The sequence below is a fragment of the Ruegeria sp. C5 genome (assembly GCF_056537605.1).
The window spans coordinates 38239-58018 of sequence record NZ_JBQFRX010000008.1; the positions used below are offsets into that span (position 1 = coordinate 38239).

19 protein-coding genes are annotated in these 19780 nt (G+C 57.4%); 10 read left to right on the plus strand and 9 right to left on the minus strand.

Annotation, left to right across the window (positions count from 1 at the left end; genetic code table 11):
- Nucleotide 1 precedes the first annotated feature (1 nt).
- Genes hemW through rph form a run of 3 tightly spaced genes read right to left on the minus strand, consistent with a single transcriptional unit; the run spans nucleotide 2 to nucleotide 2470 of the window.
- On the minus strand, nucleotides 2-1156 hold the full coding sequence (gene hemW / locus ACR0AW_RS19225; RefSeq protein WP_170734066.1) for a radical SAM family heme chaperone HemW: 1155 nt from the start codon (nucleotides 1154-1156) through the stop codon (nucleotides 2-4).
- Nucleotides 1146-1760, minus strand: coding sequence for an RdgB/HAM1 family non-canonical purine NTP pyrophosphatase (rdgB, locus tag ACR0AW_RS19230; RefSeq protein WP_170636838.1), 615 nt, complete (start codon nucleotides 1758-1760; stop codon nucleotides 1146-1148). The genes hemW and rdgB overlap by 11 nt, the downstream gene beginning before the upstream one ends.
- Nucleotides 1757-2470 carry a ribonuclease PH gene (gene rph, locus ACR0AW_RS19235; RefSeq protein WP_170399411.1) on the minus strand — a complete coding sequence of 238 codons (714 nt, stop codon included), beginning with the start codon at nucleotides 2468-2470 and terminating at the stop codon, nucleotides 1757-1759. Before rph ends, rdgB begins: the two co-directional genes overlap by 4 nt.
- Nucleotides 2471-2582: 112 nt before the next feature.
- Between rph and hrcA the strand changes: the two genes are divergently transcribed.
- Both hrcA and ACR0AW_RS19245 read left to right on the plus strand, forming a co-directional pair.
- Nucleotides 2583-3647, plus strand: a complete 1065-nt coding sequence (gene hrcA, locus ACR0AW_RS19240) for a heat-inducible transcriptional repressor HrcA (RefSeq protein ID WP_170515497.1) — start codon at nucleotides 2583-2585, stop codon at nucleotides 3645-3647.
- Between the two features lie 10 nt (nucleotides 3648-3657).
- Complete coding sequence (locus tag ACR0AW_RS19245) at nucleotides 3658-4221, plus strand: nucleotide exchange factor GrpE (protein WP_170399405.1); 564 nt, start codon at nucleotides 3658-3660, stop codon at nucleotides 4219-4221.
- Between the two features lie 31 nt (nucleotides 4222-4252).
- Here ACR0AW_RS19245 and mutS read toward each other — a convergent pair whose 3' ends face one another.
- The gene (mutS, locus tag ACR0AW_RS19250) at nucleotides 4253-6865 is read right to left on the minus strand and encodes a DNA mismatch repair protein MutS (RefSeq protein WP_170734103.1); all 2613 of its coding nucleotides are present in this window, start codon (nucleotides 6863-6865) and stop codon (nucleotides 4253-4255) included.
- A gap of 161 nt (nucleotides 6866-7026) precedes the next feature.
- Here mutS and ACR0AW_RS19255 point away from each other — a divergent pair, with 161 nt between their 5' ends.
- Together ACR0AW_RS19255 and ACR0AW_RS19260 are read left to right on the plus strand one after the other, a co-directional pair.
- Entirely contained in the window at nucleotides 7027-9282 is a 2256-nt protein-coding gene (locus tag ACR0AW_RS19255; protein ID WP_170466734.1) for an NADP-dependent malic enzyme, read from the plus strand.
- A 3-nt stretch (nucleotides 9283-9285) separates the two neighbouring features.
- On the plus strand, nucleotides 9286-10158 hold the full coding sequence (locus ACR0AW_RS19260) for a ribokinase (RefSeq protein WP_170734067.1): 873 nt from the start codon (nucleotides 9286-9288) through the stop codon (nucleotides 10156-10158).
- On the opposite strand, the gene msrA is transcribed toward ACR0AW_RS19260, so the two are convergent.
- From msrA to ACR0AW_RS19275, 3 genes are all read right to left on the minus strand, one after another.
- The gene (msrA, locus tag ACR0AW_RS19265; protein ID WP_170399396.1) at nucleotides 10155-10826 is read right to left on the minus strand and encodes a peptide-methionine (S)-S-oxide reductase MsrA; all 672 of its coding nucleotides are present in this window, start codon (nucleotides 10824-10826) and stop codon (nucleotides 10155-10157) included. The genes ACR0AW_RS19260 and msrA overlap by 4 nt on opposite strands.
- 91 nt (nucleotides 10827-10917) lie before the next feature.
- Nucleotides 10918-11199, minus strand: a complete 282-nt coding sequence (locus ACR0AW_RS19270; protein WP_170598637.1) for an SCP2 sterol-binding domain-containing protein — start codon at nucleotides 11197-11199, stop codon at nucleotides 10918-10920.
- Between the two features lie 135 nt (nucleotides 11200-11334).
- Entirely contained in the window at nucleotides 11335-12561 is a 1227-nt protein-coding gene (locus ACR0AW_RS19275) for an argininosuccinate synthase (protein ID WP_170734068.1), read from the minus strand.
- Nucleotides 12562-12700: 139 nt separating this feature from the next.
- Here ACR0AW_RS19275 and ACR0AW_RS19280 point away from each other — a divergent pair, with 139 nt between their 5' ends.
- A complete protein-coding gene (locus ACR0AW_RS19280) occupies nucleotides 12701-13468 on the plus strand; it encodes a hypothetical protein (RefSeq protein WP_170466726.1) in 768 nt (255 codons plus the stop codon).
- A gap of 57 nt (nucleotides 13469-13525) precedes the next feature.
- Nucleotides 13526-14752 (plus strand): threonine ammonia-lyase IlvA, encoded by a 1227-nt coding sequence (ilvA, locus tag ACR0AW_RS19285; RefSeq protein WP_170649040.1) that lies wholly within the window; start codon nucleotides 13526-13528, stop codon nucleotides 14750-14752.
- Here the strand turns inward: ilvA and ACR0AW_RS19290 are convergent.
- Complete coding sequence (locus ACR0AW_RS19290; protein ID WP_480444264.1) at nucleotides 14749-15099, minus strand: Hpt domain-containing protein; 351 nt, start codon at nucleotides 15097-15099, stop codon at nucleotides 14749-14751. The two genes, ilvA and ACR0AW_RS19290, sit on opposite strands and share 4 nt — an antisense overlap.
- Nucleotides 15100-15220: 121 nt before the next feature.
- Between ACR0AW_RS19290 and ACR0AW_RS19295 the strand changes: the two genes are divergently transcribed.
- On the plus strand, nucleotides 15221-16495 hold the full coding sequence (locus ACR0AW_RS19295; RefSeq protein ID WP_170399510.1) for a SpoIIE family protein phosphatase: 1275 nt from the start codon (nucleotides 15221-15223) through the stop codon (nucleotides 16493-16495).
- On the opposite strand, the gene ACR0AW_RS19300 is transcribed toward ACR0AW_RS19295, so the two are convergent.
- On the minus strand, nucleotides 16492-16935 hold the full coding sequence (locus tag ACR0AW_RS19300; protein WP_170734069.1) for an NUDIX hydrolase: 444 nt from the start codon (nucleotides 16933-16935) through the stop codon (nucleotides 16492-16494). The genes ACR0AW_RS19295 and ACR0AW_RS19300 overlap by 4 nt on opposite strands.
- Before the next feature lie 76 nt (nucleotides 16936-17011).
- Here ACR0AW_RS19300 and hslO point away from each other — a divergent pair, with 76 nt between their 5' ends.
- Genes hslO through ACR0AW_RS19315 form a run of 3 tightly spaced genes read left to right on the plus strand, consistent with a single transcriptional unit; the run spans nucleotide 17012 to nucleotide 19738 of the window.
- Nucleotides 17012-17998 (plus strand): Hsp33 family molecular chaperone HslO, encoded by a 987-nt coding sequence (gene hslO, locus ACR0AW_RS19305; RefSeq protein WP_170734070.1) that lies wholly within the window; start codon nucleotides 17012-17014, stop codon nucleotides 17996-17998.
- A complete protein-coding gene (locus ACR0AW_RS19310) occupies nucleotides 17988-18587 on the plus strand; it encodes a CoA pyrophosphatase (protein ID WP_170734071.1) in 600 nt (199 codons plus the stop codon). Before hslO ends, ACR0AW_RS19310 begins: the two co-directional genes overlap by 11 nt.
- Nucleotides 18584-19738 carry a CCA tRNA nucleotidyltransferase gene (locus ACR0AW_RS19315; protein ID WP_170734072.1) on the plus strand — a complete coding sequence of 385 codons (1155 nt, stop codon included), beginning with the start codon at nucleotides 18584-18586 and terminating at the stop codon, nucleotides 19736-19738. The genes ACR0AW_RS19310 and ACR0AW_RS19315 overlap by 4 nt, the downstream gene beginning before the upstream one ends.
- Nucleotides 19739-19780: the final 42 nt, after the last annotated feature.

Sequence of the window (19780 nt, forward strand, 5' to 3'; positions counted from 1 at the left end):
GTTACTCCAACAGCTCTCGGATTACCGCATTGAGCACGGCGCGCCCATTTGAAGTGGCGCGCAATTGATTGCGATCAAGGGTTAGCATGCCCAGATCGATTAGTGAATCAAGTTTGTCATGCGAAAGTTCTTCACCTGCAAGCTGAGTATATCTGTCTATATTAAGGCCCTCGACCAAACGCAGACACATCATAAGGTATTCTGAGGCTTGTTCACGTTGGCTAAGCTCGAACCGATTGCTTTCGCCGTGCCCGTTGGAGGCAGCCTTCAGCCATTTGTTTGGTGAAAGGTGAGTTTCTGTTGCGAATTTTTGGCCACCCTTTGTGATCCGCCCGTGCGCGCCGGGTCCAATACCGATGTAATCACCATAGCGCCAATAGATGAGGTTATGCCGTGATTCCGCTCCGGGCCGGGCGTGGTTTGAAATCTCATAGGCAGGCAGCCCATGCGCTTCGCAGATTTCCTGCGTTGCCAGATACATATCTGCGGCGTTGTCATCCTCGGGCAGACCGCGCAGCTTGCCCAGGGCATAGCGATCACCAAACGCTGTGCCTTCCTCAATGGTCAGTTGGTATAGCGACAGGTGATCAACTGCCATCGATAGGGCTTCGGTCAGCTCAGCACGCCAGGCGTCCAGAGTTTGATGCTGGCGGGCATAGATCAGATCAAAGCTCACACGGTCAAAGCAAGAGCGCGCGATATCGAAGGCAGCGCGAGCCTCGGCAACCGTGTGAATGCGCCCCAGACGACGCAGGTCATCGTTGTTCAAGGCCTGAACACCCATCGAGATGCGGTTCACGCCCGCATCATGATAGGCGGCGAACCGCCCGGCCTCGACCGAGCCTGGATTGGCCTCAAGCGTGATTTCCATATCGTTGGCCGATCGCCAAATGGCGCGGGCCTTGTCGATGATAGCTGCGACGGTCTCAGGCGCCATCAGTGATGGAGTTCCGCCGCCAAAGAAGATTGTGTTCAAAACCCGGTCAGGAGTTTCTGTGGCCGAGAGGCTCAGTTCACTGAGATAACACTCAAGCCATTGTTTTTGATTAATATTCTTGGAAACGTGGCTGTTGAAATCGCAATAGGGGCACTTGGCCTCGCAAAAGGGCCAATGCACATAGAGGCCAAAGCCCCCGTTTCGCCAATCATCCGCCAAAGCAGCCTTTCACGAACATCTCCACCGCGCGCCCGCGATGGCTGATCTTGTTCTTTTCCCAGCGATCCATTTCAGCAAAGGTAATGTCGTGCCCCTCAGGGACAAACATCGGGTCATAGCCGAACCCGTCCTTGCCACGGATCGGCCAAGTCAGGTGACCGGGCGCGATGCCCTCGAACACTTCGTCATGCCCGTCGGGCCAGGCCAGAACCAGAGTGCAGCGAAACTGGGCCATACGCGGGTGGGGGGCGTTTTTCGCCTCTAGCTCATTATGGGCGCGAGTCATCGCCATCAGGAAATCGCGGCCACTGCCGGTTTCGGCCCAATCGGCGGTGTAAACACCGGGTGCGCCGTCCAATGCATCGATGGTGATCCCGGAATCGTCCGACAAGGCAGGTAGGCCGGTCGCCTTTGCAGCTGCGTGGGCTTTGATCCGGGCGTTACCGACGAAGGTGTCCTCGGTCTCTTCCGGTTCTGGCAGGTTCATTTCGCCCGCGCCGACAACCGTTACGCCAAAGGGCTCAAGCAGATGCGCCATCTCCTCGAGCTTGCCTTTGTTGTGGGTGGCGACCAGCAGTCGATCACCTTCGAACCTGCGAGTCATGCGGTTGCAGCTTTCTGGGCAGCAGCAAGTTCACCCACGCCTTTCTCGGCCAGGTCCATCAGTTGATCCATTTGCGCGCGGCTGAAAACGGAACCTTCGGCGCTCATCTGCACTTCGATCAGCTTGCCCGAGCCGGTCATGATGAAATTGCCGTCAACGCCAGCTTCGCTATCTTCGGGATAGTCCAGATCTAGCACGGGCTGACCGGCATAAATTCCGCATGAAACGGCGGCAACAGGGTCTAATAAAGGGTCAGAGATCACATCGCCTGTTTTCATCAGCTTGTTCACAGCCAGACGCAGCGCCACCCAACCGCCAGTGATCGAGGCACAGCGGGTGCCGCCGTCGGCTTGAATGACATCGCAGTCAACAGTGATCTGCCGTTCTCCCAAGGCAACCCGGTCTACACCGGCGCGCAAAGCGCGGCCGATAAGGCGCTGGATTTCCACGGTGCGTCCGCCTTGCTTGCCGCTGGCAGCCTCGCGCCGCATCCGCGTATTGGTCGCGCGGGGCAGCATGCCATATTCAGCGGTGACCCAGCCCAGGCCCGAGCCCTTTATAAAAGGCGGCACCCGATCCTCAATTGTGGCGGTGCACAGCACATGCGTGTCGCCCATCTTGATCAGGCAAGAGCCTTCGGCATGTTTGGTGAACCCCGTTTCAATTGAAACGGCGCGCATTTCGTTTAGATCACGTCCTGAGGGTCGCATGAGAAATCCTTTATCTGCTGGGTTGGGGATACCGTCCTGCGGCGTTACGATGCAAGCCCGATTGACCTTTCATTTGCCTGCGATTTAATGACGATCCAGCAGAGGGCCGCCGATGAGCGAAGCAAGCAAAATTCTGGACGAGATGAATGACCGGTCGCGTGAGGTGTTCCGGTTGATTGTCGAAAGCTATCTGGAAAGCGGTGAACCCGTGGGCAGCCGGACTCTGACGCGCACATTGTCCGAGAAAGTCAGTGCTGCGACCGTACGCAATGTGATGCAGGATCTTGAATTTCTGGGTTTGCTCGACAGTCCGCATGTCAGCGCTGGTCGAATTCCAACACAGCAGGGGCTGCGCATGTTCGTGGACGGATTGCTGGAAATGGGCGATCTGGGTGCGGATGATCGGCAGAAGCTGGACGAAACACTAGGCTCTAACGCGGGCGATGTAGGGGGTATGCTCGATCGCGTGGGCTCGGCTTTGTCACACGTGACACAAGGGGCTTCGCTGGTTCTGACGCCAAAGCATGAGGCCGAGATCAAGCATATCGAGTTCGTCTCGCTTGGTCATGACCGGGCCTTGGTGGTTTTAGTGTTTTCGGACGGGCAGGTGGAAAACCGGCTGTTTACACCTCCGCCTGGCCAAACACCCAGTTCGATGCGCGAGGCAGCCAATTTTCTGAATGCACTCATCGAAGGTCGAACGCTTGGCGAAGTGCGGCGGCAGATGCTCTCGCAGATCGACGCGCGGAAACAGGAAATCGATGTTCTGGCGCGTGAGATGGTCGAGAGCGGCATTGCCGCATGGGACGGGGACGGTGGCGACTCGGCCCGGCTGATCGTGCGCGGGCGTGCGAATCTGTTAAATGAGCCGGGTCAGGCAGAAGAGCTTGATCGAATCCGCACCCTGTTTGACGACCTTGAACGCAAACGCGATATCGCCGAATTCCTTGAATTGACCGAAGAAGGCGAAGGTGTGCGCATTTTTATTGGCTCTGAGAACAAACTTTTCTCACTTTCGGGTTCCTCTTTGGTGGTGTCTCCATATATGAACGCTGATCGTAAGATAATCGGTGCGGTTGGGGTCATTGGACCCACACGTCTGAATTACGGGCGAATCGTACCAATCGTGGATTATACGGCGCAACTGGTCGGCAAGCTGATTTCCGACCGGAGCTAGAGGGTAAGAGATGGCAGAGCCCAAGAACGAAGATTTTCTGGACGACATCATGTCCGCCGAGGCGGAAGAGTTTGCCGAAGATTTTGCTGAGATCAGCGATGAGGCGCTTGAGGTCGATCAACTGCGTGCTGAGCGCGATGATTACAAAGACAAGTTCATGCGTGCGCTGGCCGATGCCGAAAATGCGCGCAAGCGTGGCGACAAGGCGCGTCGGGATGCGGAACAGTATGGCGGGTCAAAACTGGCCCGCGACATGCTTCCGGTTTACGACAATATGAAACGCGCGCTTGAGGCCGCGACGGATGAGCAGAAAGAGGTTGCCGCCGGCTTGCTGGAAGGTGTCGAGTTGACCATGCGCGCGCTGAAGGATGTGTTCCAGAAGCATGGGATTGAGGTGATTACGCCTCAGGTCGGGGACAGGTTCGACCCGAATGTGCATGAGGCGATGTTCGAGGCCCCTGTGCCCGGAACCAAGGCCGGCGACATCATTCAGGTGTCGGCAGAAGGCTTCATGCTGCACGACAGGTTGTTGCGACCGGCGCAGGTTGGGGTGTCGTCAACGCCCGCAAGCTGAACAGTTCCTGGGTCAACCGGGTTCGAGGCGGTCAGGATCTGGCCGCCTCTTTCAGTTTGTAGATCAAGTCCAAGGCTTCGCGGGGGCTGAGTTCATCTGGAAGGATGGTTTCCAGCATATCAGCAACGGGCGAGGTTTTTGGCGCAGGGGGAGGCGGCGGCGCAGCTGAAAACAGGGGCAGATCGTCGATCAGTGCTTTCTGCTTACCGCCTTCACGTTCGGTTTTTTCTAATTGATCCAACACGATACGGGCGCGGTCCACGACCGAGGCGGGCAAGCCAGCCAATTGTGCAACCTGGACGCCGTAAGACCGATCGGCAGCGCCTTTATGTACCTCATGCAGAAAGATGACTTCACCCTCCCATTCTTTGACTGCAACGGTCGCGTTTTCTACACCGTTCAGACTTCCAGCGAGTGCAGTTAATTCGTGGTAGTGGGTGGCGAACAATGCGCGACATTGGTTTGCCGCGTGTAGGTGTTCCAGTGTGGCCCAGGCAATGGAAAGGCCGTCGTAGGTCGCGGTGCCTCGGCCGATCTCATCAAGGATTACGAGCGCGCGGTCGTCGGCCTGATTCAGAATAGCTGCGGTTTCGACCATTTCGACCATAAAGGTCGAGCGGCCCCGCGCCAGATCGTCTGACGCTCCGACGCGGCTGAACAATTGACTGACTAATCCGATTTGCGCCCGTTCCGCCGGAACATAGCTGCCCATCTGCGCCAGTAGGGCGATCAGCGCATTCTGGCGCAGGAAGGTTGATTTACCGGCCATGTTGGGACCGGTGAGCAACCAAATTGCAGCGCCTGCATCGGCGCTCAGATCGCAGTCGTTGGCGATGAAAGCATCGCCGCTTTGCTGCCTCAGGGCATGCTCGACCACCGGGTGACGGCCTCTTTTGATGTCGAATGCGCGTGACCCGTCGACCTTTGGACGGCACCAGCTTTCGCCGCGAGCCAGATCGGCGAGTGCAGTGGTTAAATCCAGCTCAGCCAGTCCGCGCGCGGCCTGATTTAGCCGTGCGGCAACATCCAGAATAGCCCTAGAAAGTCTTTGATAGAGCCGTTTTTCGATCTCTAACGCGAGATTTCCGGCATTGAGAATCTTTGTTTCGATCTCGGACAGCTCCACCGTGGTGAAGCGCACCTGATTGGCGGTGGTTTGGCGGTGGATATAAGTCTCGCTAAATGGCGGGTTCAACATTTTCTCGGCATGGGTTGCCGTGGTCTCGATGAAGTAGCCAAGCACATTGTTGTGTTTGATCTTCAGTGACGTGATGCCGGTATGCTCGGCGTATTTCTGTTGGAAACCTGCGATGACCGAACGGCCTTCGTCACGCAAGGTGCGCGCTTCGTCCAATTCGCTATCAAACCCGGGGGCGATAAAGCCGCCATCGCGGGCCAGCAAGGGTGGATCGGCAACCAATGCTTCGTCCAGCAAGGTCAACAGATCGTCAAATCCGACAAGGTTCTGGACGGCAGTGGCCAGCAGAACAGGCAGATCCTGTGAGGCACAGGTTTCGGCGATTGTTGCGGCTTGTTCCAATCCATTGCGGATAGCGGCCAGATCACGGGGGCCGCCTCGATCCAGCGAAAGACGAGACAAAGCGCGATCCAGATCGGGTGTTTTGCGTAAAGCTTCGCGCAGATCTGAGGCGATCAGGCTATCTTCGACCGCTAAAGATACTGCGTCCAGTCGGGCGTGGATCACATCCAGATTACGCGAGGGGCTGGACAGTCGCTGTTCCAGAAGTCTTGCGCCACCTGGCGTTACTGTTCGGTCGACCACGGACAGCAGCGACCCGGCGCGTCCACCAGACAGTGACCGGGTCAGCTCCAGATTGCGTCGCGTTGCGGCGTCGATCTGAACCACGCGATCCTCGGATTCCTTCAGGGGAGTTTGCAGCAGGGGCAGTTTGCCCTTTTGCGTGATCTCCAGATAATCGATCAGCGCGCCCATGGCCGAAACCTCGGCGCGCCCGAAGTTCCCGAATGCATCCAGAGCGCCCACGTGAAACAACCCGCAGATGCGTTTCTCGGCTGCAGCGCTGTCAAAACTGGCGCGTCCGACAGGCGTAAGCGATATGCCAAGGTCCATGACGGTTTCATGCAGCTTTTCCTCGGACCCATCGGCCACGATCAGCTCAGATGGGGCCAGCCGAGCGAGTTCAGGGCTCAACCGGATTGACGTCAGCGGCATCACGTGAAATGCACCGGTTGAGATATCGGCCCAGGCCAGTGCGGCTTCGTCCCGAACCTCGGCATAGGCGGCCAGAAAGTTGTGCCGCCGCGCCTCTAGCAAGGCATCTTCGGTCAGTGTGCCGGGCGTCACCAGACGCACAACACCGCGCTTTACCACCGATTTAGAGCCTCTTTTCTTGGCTTCCGCCGGGCTTTCCATCTGCTCGCAGACCGCGACGCGGAACCCTTTTCGGATCAGGGTCAGCAAGTAGCCCTCGGCAGAATGCACCGGCACGCCGCACATCGGGATATCGTCGCCATTGTGTTTGCCGCGCTTGGTCAGCGCGATATCCAACGCCTCAGCCGCGTTCACCGCATCCTCGAAGAACATCTCGTAGAAGTCACCCATGCGATAAAACAGCAGGGCATCTGTATGAGCCTCTTTGATCTCAAGGTACTGCGCCATCATCGGCGTGACTATGGACAAATTCGGTCCCCTTCTGGCGTGTTCCGGGCGCGACCTTACAAATCCCGCATCTTCAGTAAAAGGTGAAAACTCATTCTCGTTGAGGCGCGGCCCCGCCTGCGTTATGAGGCAAAAGCCCCAAAGTCATGGAAACGACCTGTAAGATGCCCAAAGCGAAGATCACCAAAGAAGAGGCGCTGGCCTTTCACCTAGACCCGACCCCCGGCAAGTGGGAGGTGCAGGCCACCGTACCCATGACCACGCAGCGCGATCTTTCGCTAGCTTACAGCCCTGGCGTTGCGGTTCCCTGTGAAGCCATCGCTGAAGCACCAGAGACGGCGTATGACTATACAAACAAAGGCAATCTGGTTGCCGTGATCTCGAACGGTACCGCCGTTCTGGGCCTTGGAAATCTGGGTGCGCTGGGCTCAAAACCGGTGATGGAAGGCAAATCGGTCCTGTTCAAGCGGTTCGCTGATGTGAACTCGATCGATATCGAGCTGGATACCGAAGACCCTGACGAGTTCTGTCGCGCTGTGCGCCTGATGGGTCCGACCTTTGGCGGTATTAATCTGGAAGATATCAAAGCACCCGAATGTTTCATCATCGAACAACGCTTGAAGGAAGAGATGGATATCCCGGTCTTCCACGATGATCAGCATGGAACAGCAGTGATCTGCGCGGCGGGTCTGCTAAACGCATTGCACATCTCGGGCAAGAAGATCGAAGACGTAAAAATCGTCCTGAACGGGGCAGGCGCTGCAGGAATTGCCTGTATCGAACTGCTCAAGGCCATGGGTGCACGGCATGAGAATTGCATCGTCTGCGACACCAAAGGCGTGATTTATCAGGGCCGGACCGAGGGTATGAACCAGTGGAAGTCGGCCCATGCCATCACGACTGATCTTCGCACTTTGGAAGAGGCCATGAAGGATGCGGATGTATTTCTGGGCGTGTCGGTCAAAGGGGCGGTGACACAAGACATGGTCGCCAGCATGGCTGACAATCCGGTGATTTTCGCCATGGCGAACCCTGACCCGGAAATCACCCCGGAAGAGGCGCACGAGGTGCGCGTTGATGCGATCGTCGCGACGGGCCGTAGCGATTATCCGAATCAGGTGAATAACGTTCTGGGTTTTCCCTACCTGTTCCGTGGTGCGCTGGATATTCATGCCCGTGCGATCAATGACGAGATGAAAATCGCCTGCGCCCACGCTCTGGCGCGATTGGCGCGTGAAGATGTTCCGGATGAGGTCGCAATGGCGTATGGCAAGTCGCTGACTTTTGGGCGCGACTACATCATTCCAACGCCTTTTGATCCGCGCCTGATCCACCGTATCCCGCCTGCGGTTGCCAAGGCTGGTATGGATACCGGCGCGGCGCGACGTCCGATCATCGATATGGACGCTTATGAGCTGAGCCTGAAATCCCGCATGGACCCGACGGCCAGTATCCTGCGCGGCTTGAACGCGCGGGCGCGTCAGGCGCAAAGCCGGATGATCTTTGCCGAGGGTGACGATCCGCGCGTATTGCGCGCGGCCGTAATGTACCAACGCTCGGGCTTTGGTAAGGCTTTGGTTGTGGGCCGGCCAGACGACGTAAAGGAAAAGCTCGAATCCGCTGGTCTTGGGGACGCGGTGCGTGAAATTGATGTGGTGAATGCCGCCAATACCGCGCATCTCGAGGCCTATAAGGATTTTCTGTATCAGCGCCTGCAGCGTAAGGGCTTCGATCACAAAGATATTCACCGACTCGCTGCACGGGATCGGCATGTGTTTTCGTCTTTAATGCTGGCGCATGGTCATGCGGATGGTCTGGTGACAGGGGCCACTCGTAAGTCGGCGCATGTGCTGGACCGTATCAACCATGTGTTCGATGCGGATGCCGCCCATGGCGCGGCGGGGGTTACCGCATTGCTGCACAAAGGACGGATCGTTCTGATTGGCGACACGCTGGTGCATGAATGGCCGGACGAAAATGATCTGGCCAACATCGCAGAACGTGCCGCTGCCGTGGCGCGCCACATGGGGCTAGAGCCCCGGGCGGCCTTTGTCAGTTTCTCGACCTTCGGTTACCCGGTGTCTGAACGTGCTGAGAAGATGCACCGTGCTCCGGCGGTGCTGGACGAGCGCGGCGTCGATTTCGAGTACGAGGGCGAGATGACGGTTGATGTGGCCCTGAATGTTGATCAGCAGGAAGCCTATCCGTTCCAACGACTGACCGGACCAGCCAATATCCTGATTGTTCCTGCACGACACTCGGCCTCGATTTCGACCAAACTGATGCAGGAAATGGGCGGCGCCACCGTGATCGGCCCGATCCTGTCCGGCGTCGACAAGCCGATCCAGATCTGTTCGACGGTCTCGACCGCAAATGACATTCTGAACATGGCCATCCTGGCCTCCTGCGATATCGGGTAAATCATGACAATCTGGAACCTTGGCTCAATCAACGCGGATATGGTCTATGCCCTGCCGCATTTGCCCGAAGCGGGTGAGACACTGGCGGCCAGCGGGCTACAGAGGTTTCTGGGTGGCAAGGGCGCCAACATGTCTGTGGCGTCTGCACGAGCCGGATCGCGGGTATCCCATATCGGCGCGGTGGGCTCGGATGGCCTTTGGGCGCGGGATCGGCTGACCGAGTATGGCGTTGACACGCGGCATATTGCCGAGGTGGATGTACCGACCGGTCACGCGATCATCGCGGTAGATGCGCAGGGTGAAAACCTGATCGTTCTGTATCAAGGCGCCAACCATGCCATCTCGAACGACCAACTTGGGCAGGCGCTGTCCTCGGCGGTTTCAGGTGATCTGCTGGTGATGCAGAACGAAACCAATGCGCAGATTGAGGCCGCTAAACTAGGTTGCGAAATGGGGCTGACTGTCTGCTACGCCGCCGCCCCATTTCAGGCAGACGCAGTTCAAGCGGTTTTACCGTATCTGGATTTTCTGATCCTCAACGAAGTCGAGGCCGAGCAATTGCAGGATGCAACGGGTCTCGCCCCTTCAGACCTGCCGGTCGAACATGTGATCGTCACCTTTGGCTCAAAAGGTGCGCGCTATTATCAGCAAGATCATCAACCCCAAGCGTTTCAGGCCCATAAGGTCAACGCTGTGGATACCACCGGGGCAGGTGACACATTCACCGGCTATGTGTTGGCTGGAATGGACCGGGGTATGCCGATGGCGCAGGCGATTGCCCAAGCAAACCGTGCCGCGGCCCTGATGGTCACGCGGCACGGCACTGCAGATGTCATTCCTGATCTGAAAGAGGTGTGCGAAGCGCAGTTTGACTAGGACCCTGCAAAGGGCGCTTCGTTGCCCCACAATTGTTTGACCCGCGCATCGCGACCGCAGGCTTCGCGGTAGGCCTTATAGGCGTTCTTTTGGCGCTTGGGGCCAAAGCGGGTCAGTACCAGCTTGCTACCCTTGTAATAATCCTGGTGATACGCCTCGGCTGGATAAAACGTTCCGGCTTGCAGGATCGGCGTGACCACGGTCTGCCCCAGCGCGTTTTGTGCGCTGGTCTTGGCTTGCTGTGCCTGCGCCTTTTCCCCTTTGTTAGAGACGAAAATTGCTGTGCGATAGCTGTCGCCGCGATCGCAGAACTGGCCACCCGCATCCGTGGGATCGACTGAGCGGAAGAACATGTTCAGCAAGGTTGCACGGGAAACGCGGGCGGGATCGAAGGTGATCTGGACCGCCTCGTAATGCCCTGTTCCGCCTTTCGAGACCTGATCATAGGTGGGACTATCCGTCTTGCCACCGGTATAGCCCGAGACCGCGCCGATCACGCCGGGCACGGACTCGAAATCGGATTCCACGCACCAGAAACAGCCACCGGCGACTGTTAGCGTTTCAGTGCCAGCGGCCGGAGCAGGTAAAGCGCGCAGCATTGCTGCCAACAAGATCAGCACAAACAGAAGTGAAGGTTTCAGGCAATCAAGGTAAGTGATCCGGGTCATGGCAGGTCTCCTTCCGAAACCAAGCTGCCCGCAGATTTTTGCGCTTGCAATGCGCTGACATGATTTGTCACGCGCTGGTGAGACGAGTTTATCAGCCCAGCAGCTGACCCAGCTTCATCGCAACACCCATGTTGCCCGAGATTTTCAGCTTGCCCAGCGCAACCCCGGTCATTGGGTTCAGCTTACCGGTCAGCAACTTAGAGAGGTTCTCGCGCGAGATGCGGATAGTGCAGTCTGTGTCCCGATCCTGGGTTGAGGCAGTATTCTCCGCCAGAACGATCACGCCCTCGTCGCCACAATCGAACTTAAGCGATCCGTCAAAGTTTTTGCCGTTCAAACCCTTTTGAATTCCGTCGGCGATGTCTTGCAGCATTATTCGTCCTTCCCTGACTGACGTATGCGTAAAGACAATCGCCTGATCCGGGCAAGCCCGACCCGACGGAAACCCGGCAAAGAAAAACCCCGGTGCCTGATCAAACACCGGGGCCAGATCTAAAATTCTAAACGCTTACTTGCTCAGCCGTTTGTCACGCGCGGCCAGAAGCTTCAGGCGCAGTGCGTTCAACTGGATGAAGCCTGCCGCATCTTTCTGGTCATATGCACCAGCGTCTTCCTCAAAGGTCACGTGCGCCTCGGAGTACAGCGAATGATCCGACCAGCGGCCCACGGTTGAGGCAAGACCTTTGTACAGTTTCACGCGAACGGTGCCGGTGACATGCTCTTGCGACTTGTCGATGGCTGCCTGCAGCATCTCCCGCTCGGGCGAGTACCAGAAGCCGTTATAGATCAGCTCGGCATATTGCGGCATCAATTGGTCTTTCAGGTGCATCGCGCCCCGGTCCATGGTGATGGACTCGATCCCACGATGCGCTTCCAGCAGGATGGTGCCGCCGGGGGTTTCGTAAATACCGCGCGATTTCATGCCCACGAACCGGCCTTCAACCAGGTCCAAACGACCGATGCCGTGCTTGCCGCCAAATTCGTTCAGCTTGGTTAGGATGGTCGCGGGGCTCATCGCCTCGCCATTGATGCTGACCGCGTCGCCTTTTTCAAAACCGATCTCGATAAACTCCGGCTCGTTCGGCGCATCCTCGGGGTGGACGGTGCGCTGATAGACATAGTCGGGTGCCATATCGGCGGGGTCTTCCAGAACTTTGCCCTCGGACGAGGTGTGCAGCAGGTTGGCATCGACCGAGAACGGGGCCTCACCACGCTTGTCCTTGGCGATCGGGATCTGGTTCGCCTCGGCAAATTCCAACAGCTTGGTACGGCTGGTCAGGTCCCACTCACGCCACGGCGCGATCACCTTGATTTCGGGATTCAGTGCGTAAGCAGCCAGTTCAAAACGAACCTGATCGTTGCCCTTGCCAGTCGCGCCGTGGGCCACAGCGTCAGCACCGGTCGCTTCGGCGATCTCGACCAGACGTTTCGAGATCAGAGGCCGTGCGATCGAGGTGCCCAGCAGGTACAGCCCTTCGTACTGTGCATTGGCGCGGAACATCGGGAAGACAAAGTCGCGAACGAATTCCTCGCGAATATCTTCGATATAGATGTTCTCGGGCTTGATCCCCAGCAGCTCGGCTTTTTTGCGGGCGGGCTCCAGCTCCTCGCCCTGACCCAGATCGGCGGTGAAGGTCACGACCTCACAACCATACTCGGTCTGCAGCCATTTCAGAATGATCGAGGTATCAAGGCCACCGGAATAGGCCAGAACAACTTTCTTGGGCGCGGACATCTGACTTCCCTTTATGCGTAGAACGACTGGCCCCTAACGGGTTTTGGGCGTGGGGGCAAGCTGTGTGGATTGACGCAGCCCGGGAATTGGGGTGAAACGGGCGGATAGAGAACAAGGATTGGTTGAGAGGGCGGTATTTATGCTGGGATTAGAGATTTTCGTGCATTCGGTGAGGATGGTTCTTAGGAACCTGAAGCAGGCGCTACAGATTTCAGTCGTACCGGCGCTCATTGGCGGCTTTTTAGCCATCGGCCTGTTCTTCCTGTTTGGCATCCCTTTCGAAGAATTCAACAGTGAAACCAATGGCTTCCCTGAAGGCGTAACGGCCGCGTCCTTCACCGGATTTCTGCTCTGCCTTATGGCCGTTGTCTTTGGGGTCATGCTGTGGATTGTCGTGTCGTGGCACCGTTTTGTTCTACTTGAGGAATATCCAAGCGGTTTGGTTCCGCCTTTCAGGTTCGACCGTGTGCTCGCCTATTTCGGACGCCTTCTGATGCTCGGCCTAATCGCTCTTATCATCATGATACCGGGAGCGCTGATCATGGGCATGATGGCGCAATCCTCTGTGGCGCTGGGAATTCTGGTTTGGCTGGGTTTGATCATCTTTCTCACGATCGGATTCTATCGGGCCTCCCCGATTTTACCCGGCGCAGCGATCGGAAAACCAATAAAGCTGTCTGAAGCGTGGCAAGCAACCTCAGGCGCAAGCGGAGCCATCGCACTTCTGGTTGTCTTGTCCATCCTCTTCCAAATATTGCTTCAGCTACTGGCGTCTTTGCTGCTTTTCGTCCCAATCATAGGTGTCTTGATTGTCTTGTTTGCGAGCATGCTGATCGTCCCCTTGATCAATGTCAGTATCCTGACGACGATCTATGGTGTGTTCATCGAAAAGCGCGAGCTGGCCTAAGCCCGTACACATATGTATTCCTTGCCCTTTCGACGATGATGGGGCAGGGAATCCAACATGACTGATTTCACGACCCGCGCCCGCGCTGCCGAAAAGGCAATGCGCTCAGTGTTTCCAGCAACTCCGTTGCAGCGGAATGCTCATCTATCCGATCGATACGGCGCGGATATCTGGCTCAAGCGCGAAGACCTCAGCCCGGTGCGGTCGTATAAAATCCGCGGTGCGTTCAATGCGATGCGCAAGCAGCAGGGGCAGGACCTTTTCGTTTGCGCCAGCGCTGGCAACCATGCGCAGGGCGTGGCCTATATGTGTAAGCATCTGGGTGTGCGGGGTGTGATCTTCATGCCGGTGACCACGCCGCAGCAGAAGATCCAAAAGACGCGTATTTTCGGCGGCGACAATATCGAGGTTCACCTGATCGGTGATTATTTCGATGACACGCTGGCTGCGGCGCAAAGCTGGTGCGCAGAACAGGGCGGATATTTCCTGTCTCCGTTCGATGATGCGGATGTGATCGAGGGGCAGGCCTCATTGGCGGTTGAGATCGAAGAGCAATTGGGCCGAGTGCCCGATCATGTAATTCTGCCGGTTGGCGGCGGCGGTATGTCTTCGGGGGTGGCGACCTGGTTCGGGGACCGGGCGCATTGCCTGTTCGTGGAACCGGCCGGCGGGGCGTGTTTGCGCGCGGCGCTGGCAGCGGGGCACCCGGTGGCGCTGGATCATGTGGATACATTTGTCGATGGCGCAGCAGTAGGCCGGATTGGTGAGAAACCGTTTGAATTGCTGAAATCGCGGCATCTGTCGGATGTGCTGACTTTGTCCGAAGACCGCATCTGTACCACCATGATCGAGATGCTGAATGTCGAGGGCATCGTTCTGGAACCTGCCGGTGCATTGGCGGTTGAGGCCGTGGGTGACGTGCAAAGCTTTGTGCGTGGCAAGACGGTGGTCTGTGTCACCTCGGGCGGGAACTTCGATTTCGAGCGTTTACCAGAGGTCAAAGAACGTGCGCAGCGCTATTCCGGGGTGAAGAAATACTTCATCCTGCGCCTACCGCAGCGCCCCGGTGCCCTGAAAGAATTCCTCGGCATCCTCGGCCCTGAGGATGATATCGCACGGTTCGAATACATGAAGAAATCGGCGCGCAACTTTGGCTCGGTCCTGATCGGAATCGAAACCCGCAAGCCCGAGAATTTCATGCGCCTGTTTGCGCATCTGGATGAAGCCGGGTTTACTTATACGGATATCACCGAAGACGAGACGCTGGTACAGTTTGTGATCTAGCGCAGGTTTTCGGCCAGACCGGCCTGAAACAGTTTTTTCGACTCGTCGTAGGCCGCGATAATCGCCAGCAAATCAACGGCGGCGCTTTCACCAGCGGCTGCGCGTCGCTCACCGTCCTGGCACAGTTTCGAGAAACTATCAAAGCCAAGACTCAGCGCGCTGCCCTTCAGGAAATGTAGGTTCTGTTCGATCTCGGAGCGGGCAGTGTCATCGCGTAGCTTAGTGATAACTTCCTGAACCTCGTCCAAAAAGATTTCGACAACCTCGGTGAACTCGTCTGCGCCGACTTCATCACGTAATTGTCTGACTCTGGACCACTGAATCATGCCATCCTCTTGCGGTTGCATATTGTTAGACCGTCACGGGTAAAGATGGGGTTAAATCGCGGCCATTTGGTTTTTCATAGGATGTTAAGCTGAGAGGCATAGCGTTGCGACAACTGGAGAGTTGAGCAAGTACAGGGACTTCATGGTGCCGGATGCCAGTCAAGTAGAGGCCCGGGTCGAGCTGGATTTTGGCGCGATCCGCAAGGTTCTTGTTGTGGACGACAGCCGTCTGCAGCGGCGCATTCTGGTGGCCTCGCTAAAAAAGTGGGGATTCGAGGTTCTTGAAGCCGACAGTGGTGAAGCCGCGATAGAGCTTTGCACCTCGGACCCGCCTGATCTTGTTCTAAGCGACTGGGTCATGCCAGGTATGGGCGGGCTTGAGTTTTGTCGCGCCTTCCGAGAGCTGGACAGTGAGCAATATAGCTATTTCATTCTTCTGACCTCAAAAAGCGAAAAGCAGGAGGTCGCGCGCGGTTTGGACGCTGGGGCAGACGATTTTCTGATCAAGCCGCTTGAGGCTGATGAGCTGCGTGCGCGCATATCGGCCGGGGCGCGTATTCTTGACATGCAACGCGAATTGTCCCGAAAAAACCAATTGATCGAAACAGCGCTGAACGAACTGAAGCTTGCCCATGATGCGATCGATAAAGATCTGATGCAGGCCCGAAAGATTCAGGACTCGCTGGTGCCCGAATTGAAGGGAACCTTTGGCAACTCACAGGTCAGCCTGCTTCTGAAACCTTGCGGTCATATCGGCGGTGATCTGGTGGGGATGTTCTCGCCCGGTGTCAATCGGCTGGGGTTTTACAGCATCGATGTCTCCGGCCACGGGATCACCTCTGCGATGATGACGGCACGGCTGGGCGGGTATCTGTCCAGCACGCATTTCGATCAGAACATCGCGATGGAGCGTCGTTTTAATAAATTCTACGCCCTTCTGCCACCCGAAGAGGTCGCGTCGTTGCTCAACTCGCGTCTGATCGCCGATGCCGGGATCGAAGAGTATTTCACCATGGTCTATGCCATCATCGATCTGCGCAACGGACATCTGAAAATGGTGCAGGCCGGACACCCGCATCCGCTGTTGCTGCGCCGTGATGGTAAAACCGAGTTTCTGGGCGAAGGCGGGTTGCCCATTGGTTTGCTGCCTGAGGCGCAGTTTCAGCAGACGGAAACCTATATGCAACCGGGCGACAAGCTGCTCTTGCATTCGGACGGGTTCACCGAATGCCAGCTCGCCGACGGCAGTCTGCTGGATGATGACGGGTTGAAGGCGATGGCTGTTGAATGCGCCGCCGATCACGGTGGACCGGAATTCCTGGATGACATGTTCTGGCGTCTTACACAGGTGATGTCACCGGACAGCGGAATTGCGGATGATGTCTCTGCAGTGTTTTTTGAATATAACGGACCTTAAAGCCCATGCAGGTGGCGCTGGGCGAAATGGGCGTCGCCCTCATTGCCCAACAGATGAACGGCATCTGCGGTCTCCATCCAAATGGCCTCGTGAAGGTCTTCGGTCGGAGGGCCTAGGCGTCTGACCGGGTGGGCGCGGTAAATCAGGCAGACCTTCTCGGCCCACAGATCGTATTCCGGCATGTAGGTATATCGACGAAACGCACCCACTCTCCGGGGCGCGGCGATCAGCCAGCCGGTTTCTTCGTAAACCTCACGGTGAAGCGCTGTAATGGGTGATTCCCCCGGATCGATGCCGCCGCCCGGCAGCTGCAGATCGGGTCCGGGTTCCAGCTGACAGGTCAGCAGCAATCGGTTGCCTTGTGGCAATAGGGCATAAACGCCGGCCCGCCGGGTGTATTTTCGCTCTGCCTCGGGGCTTTCACCGAACCGTCTGATCATGTAAGGCCCCTTTCAACCCAAACTGTTCAACCTATATGGTGGCGGTATGCCAACCTGTGGCGCTTAAGGAAACCCCATGTCTATTGGAACCAAAATCGCGTGGGACGATACCGTCCTGCCCTTTCAACTCGATATACCCGACATGCGAGGCCGCGTGGCCCGGCTGGACGGCGTGTTGGGCGGCATCTTGAAACAGCACGACTACCCCGAGGTGGTCGAGGCGCTGGTGGCCGAGATGGCCCTGCTGACTGCATTGATAGGGCAAACGGTATCGCTGCGCTGGAAGCTGTCTCTGCAGGTGCAATCCAAGGGCGCGGTGCGGATGATCGCAACCGATTATTATGCGCCACAGTTCGAGGGCGAACCCGCGCAGATCCGCGCATATGCGAGCTTTGACCGCGACCGGCTGACCGATGCAGCCCCTTTCGATCAGGTGGGTGACGGGTACTTCGCCATCATGATTAACCAAGGTGAAGGTACACAGCCTTATCAGGGCATCACCCCACTGGCCGGGGGATCACTGAGCGCGTGTGCGGAAGCCTATTTCGCGCAGTCCGAACAGCTGCCGACCCGGTTTTCGTTGAGCTTCGGCAAATCGACTGAGCCCGGTGTCGGTGAACACTGGCGCGCTGGCGGGATCATGCTGCAGCACATGCCCAAAGCCTCGCCCTTTGCCGCTTCCGGGGAGGGCAGCGGAGAGATCCTGTCTGCCTCGGATCTGGTGGATGGTGAAGAGGGCGAGAACTGGGATCGCGTCAACATCCTGCTCGACACCGTGGATGATCTGGAGATGATCGGGCCATCCGTTGCGCCAACCGACCTTCTGGTGCGTCTGTTTCACGAGGAACAGCCTCGCGTCTATGATGCACAGCAGGTAAAATTCGGTTGCACTTGTTCCGAAGATCGCGTGCGCCAAAGCCTGTCGATCTATTCGGCGCAGGATATTGCGACAATGACCACGGACGAAGGCACCGTCACAGCAGACTGCCAATTCTGCGGTGCGCACTATGTGCTGGACCCTGCGACCGTCGGTTTCGAGGCCGAAGGCCCGGATGGCGCGTGATCTGATCACAGACCTTACCGAGGCGCTGAGCCGTGATGGGTCCGGGTCCAGTGACTTTGATCTGAACCCGGAAACGGTGCTGCCGGCGGGGCGCAAACTGCGCCCTGCGGGCGTGTTAGTGCCTGTTTCCGTGACCGGAGACGCACCCCGGTTGATCTTGACCAAACGCTCTTCGGCGTTGAAACACCATCCGGGCCAGATCGCCTTTCCGGGTGGAAAACAGGATGAGGGCGACATCGACGTTACTGCGACAGCTTTGCGCGAAGCACAGGAAGAAATTGGTCTTCCGCCAGAACTACCCAGTATTCTGGGTCATCTGCCCACTCATGAAACCGTGACGTCCTTTTCGGTCACGCCGGTTGTTGCGATCCTTGAAGCCAGTTTTGAACCAGTCGCCGAACCGGGCGAGGTGGATGAGATCTTCTTCGTTCCGCTTGCGCATGTCCTGAACCCAGAGAATTATGTCGTCGAGTCGCGCCGTTGGCGTGGCCAAAGACGGTATTACTATGCTGTGCCCTATGGCCCCTATTATATCTGGGGTGCGACGGCACGGATGCTGCGGGGATTGGCAGCGCGGATGAATGAATGAAGCGGATCACAGAAGATTGGTTAACCGACCAAGCCACGCAGGATGTATGCACCGCCCTGACCAACGGCGGGGCGCAGGCGCTATTCGTCGGTGGCTGTGTGCGCAATGCTCTGCTGCAGGCGCCGGTTTCTGACATTGATATCGCCACAGACGCTGGGCCGGAACACGTCGTGGAACTGGCGCAGAAAGCTGGGCTGAAGCCGATACCAACAGGGATAGACCATGGCACCGTGACGATTGTCAGCAAAGGTATCCCGCACGAGGTCACGACGTTTCGCCGTGACGTCGAAACGGATGGTCGGCGTGCTGTCGTCGCCTTTTCCGACAAGGTCGAAGAAGACGCCGCGCGTCGTGATTTCACCATGAACGCGCTTTATGCCAAACCTGACGGCACAATCCTTGATCCGCTGAACGGTTTGCCGGATCTACAGGCGCGTCGCGTACGGTTCATCGGGGAGGTCAGTGATCGCATCCAAGAAGACTACCTGAGATCGCTCAGATATTTCAGGTTTCATGCTTGGTACGGGGATGTGGACGGTGGCTTTGACTCCGCTGCACTGGATGCAATAGCTGCAAATTTGGACGGGTTAGAGACACTTTCGCGCGAACGGGTCGGGGCCGAGATGCTTAAACTGCTCGCAGCGCCTGACCCCGCGCCGTCGGTGGCCGCCATGCGCATCACTGGCGTTTTGGCGCAGCTCTTACCCGGGGCTGATGACCGGGCGCTGGCGATCCTGATTCAACTGGAACAAGACGCCCATGCAGCGCCCGAAGCGATTCGTCGTTTGGCCGCGATTGCATCGCCCGAAGTGGCCAAAACCCTGCGTCTCAGCCGCGCGCAACTGCAGCGTCTGGCTCGGATGCGCGACGAAGCGATGGCGACGACCAGTGTCGCAGAATTGGGTTATCGCTATGGGTCGGAAGGCGGATTGCACGAGACACTTTTGCGTCATGCATTTCTTGAACAGCCTTGGTCCGAAGACCTGAACCGAGCTTTGCAAAAAGGGTCCGCGGCCAGTTTCCCGATCAAGGCGGCGGATTTGATCCCCGCCTTCTCGGGCCCCGCGCTGGGCGCAAAACTGGCCGAGCTTGAGGCGCGTTGGATCGCGTCGGATTTCGCGCTTAGCCGCGAAGAATTGCTGGCCGACTGATTTGAAGTCTCAAAAAGGGATGACAAACCCGATTTGATTTGG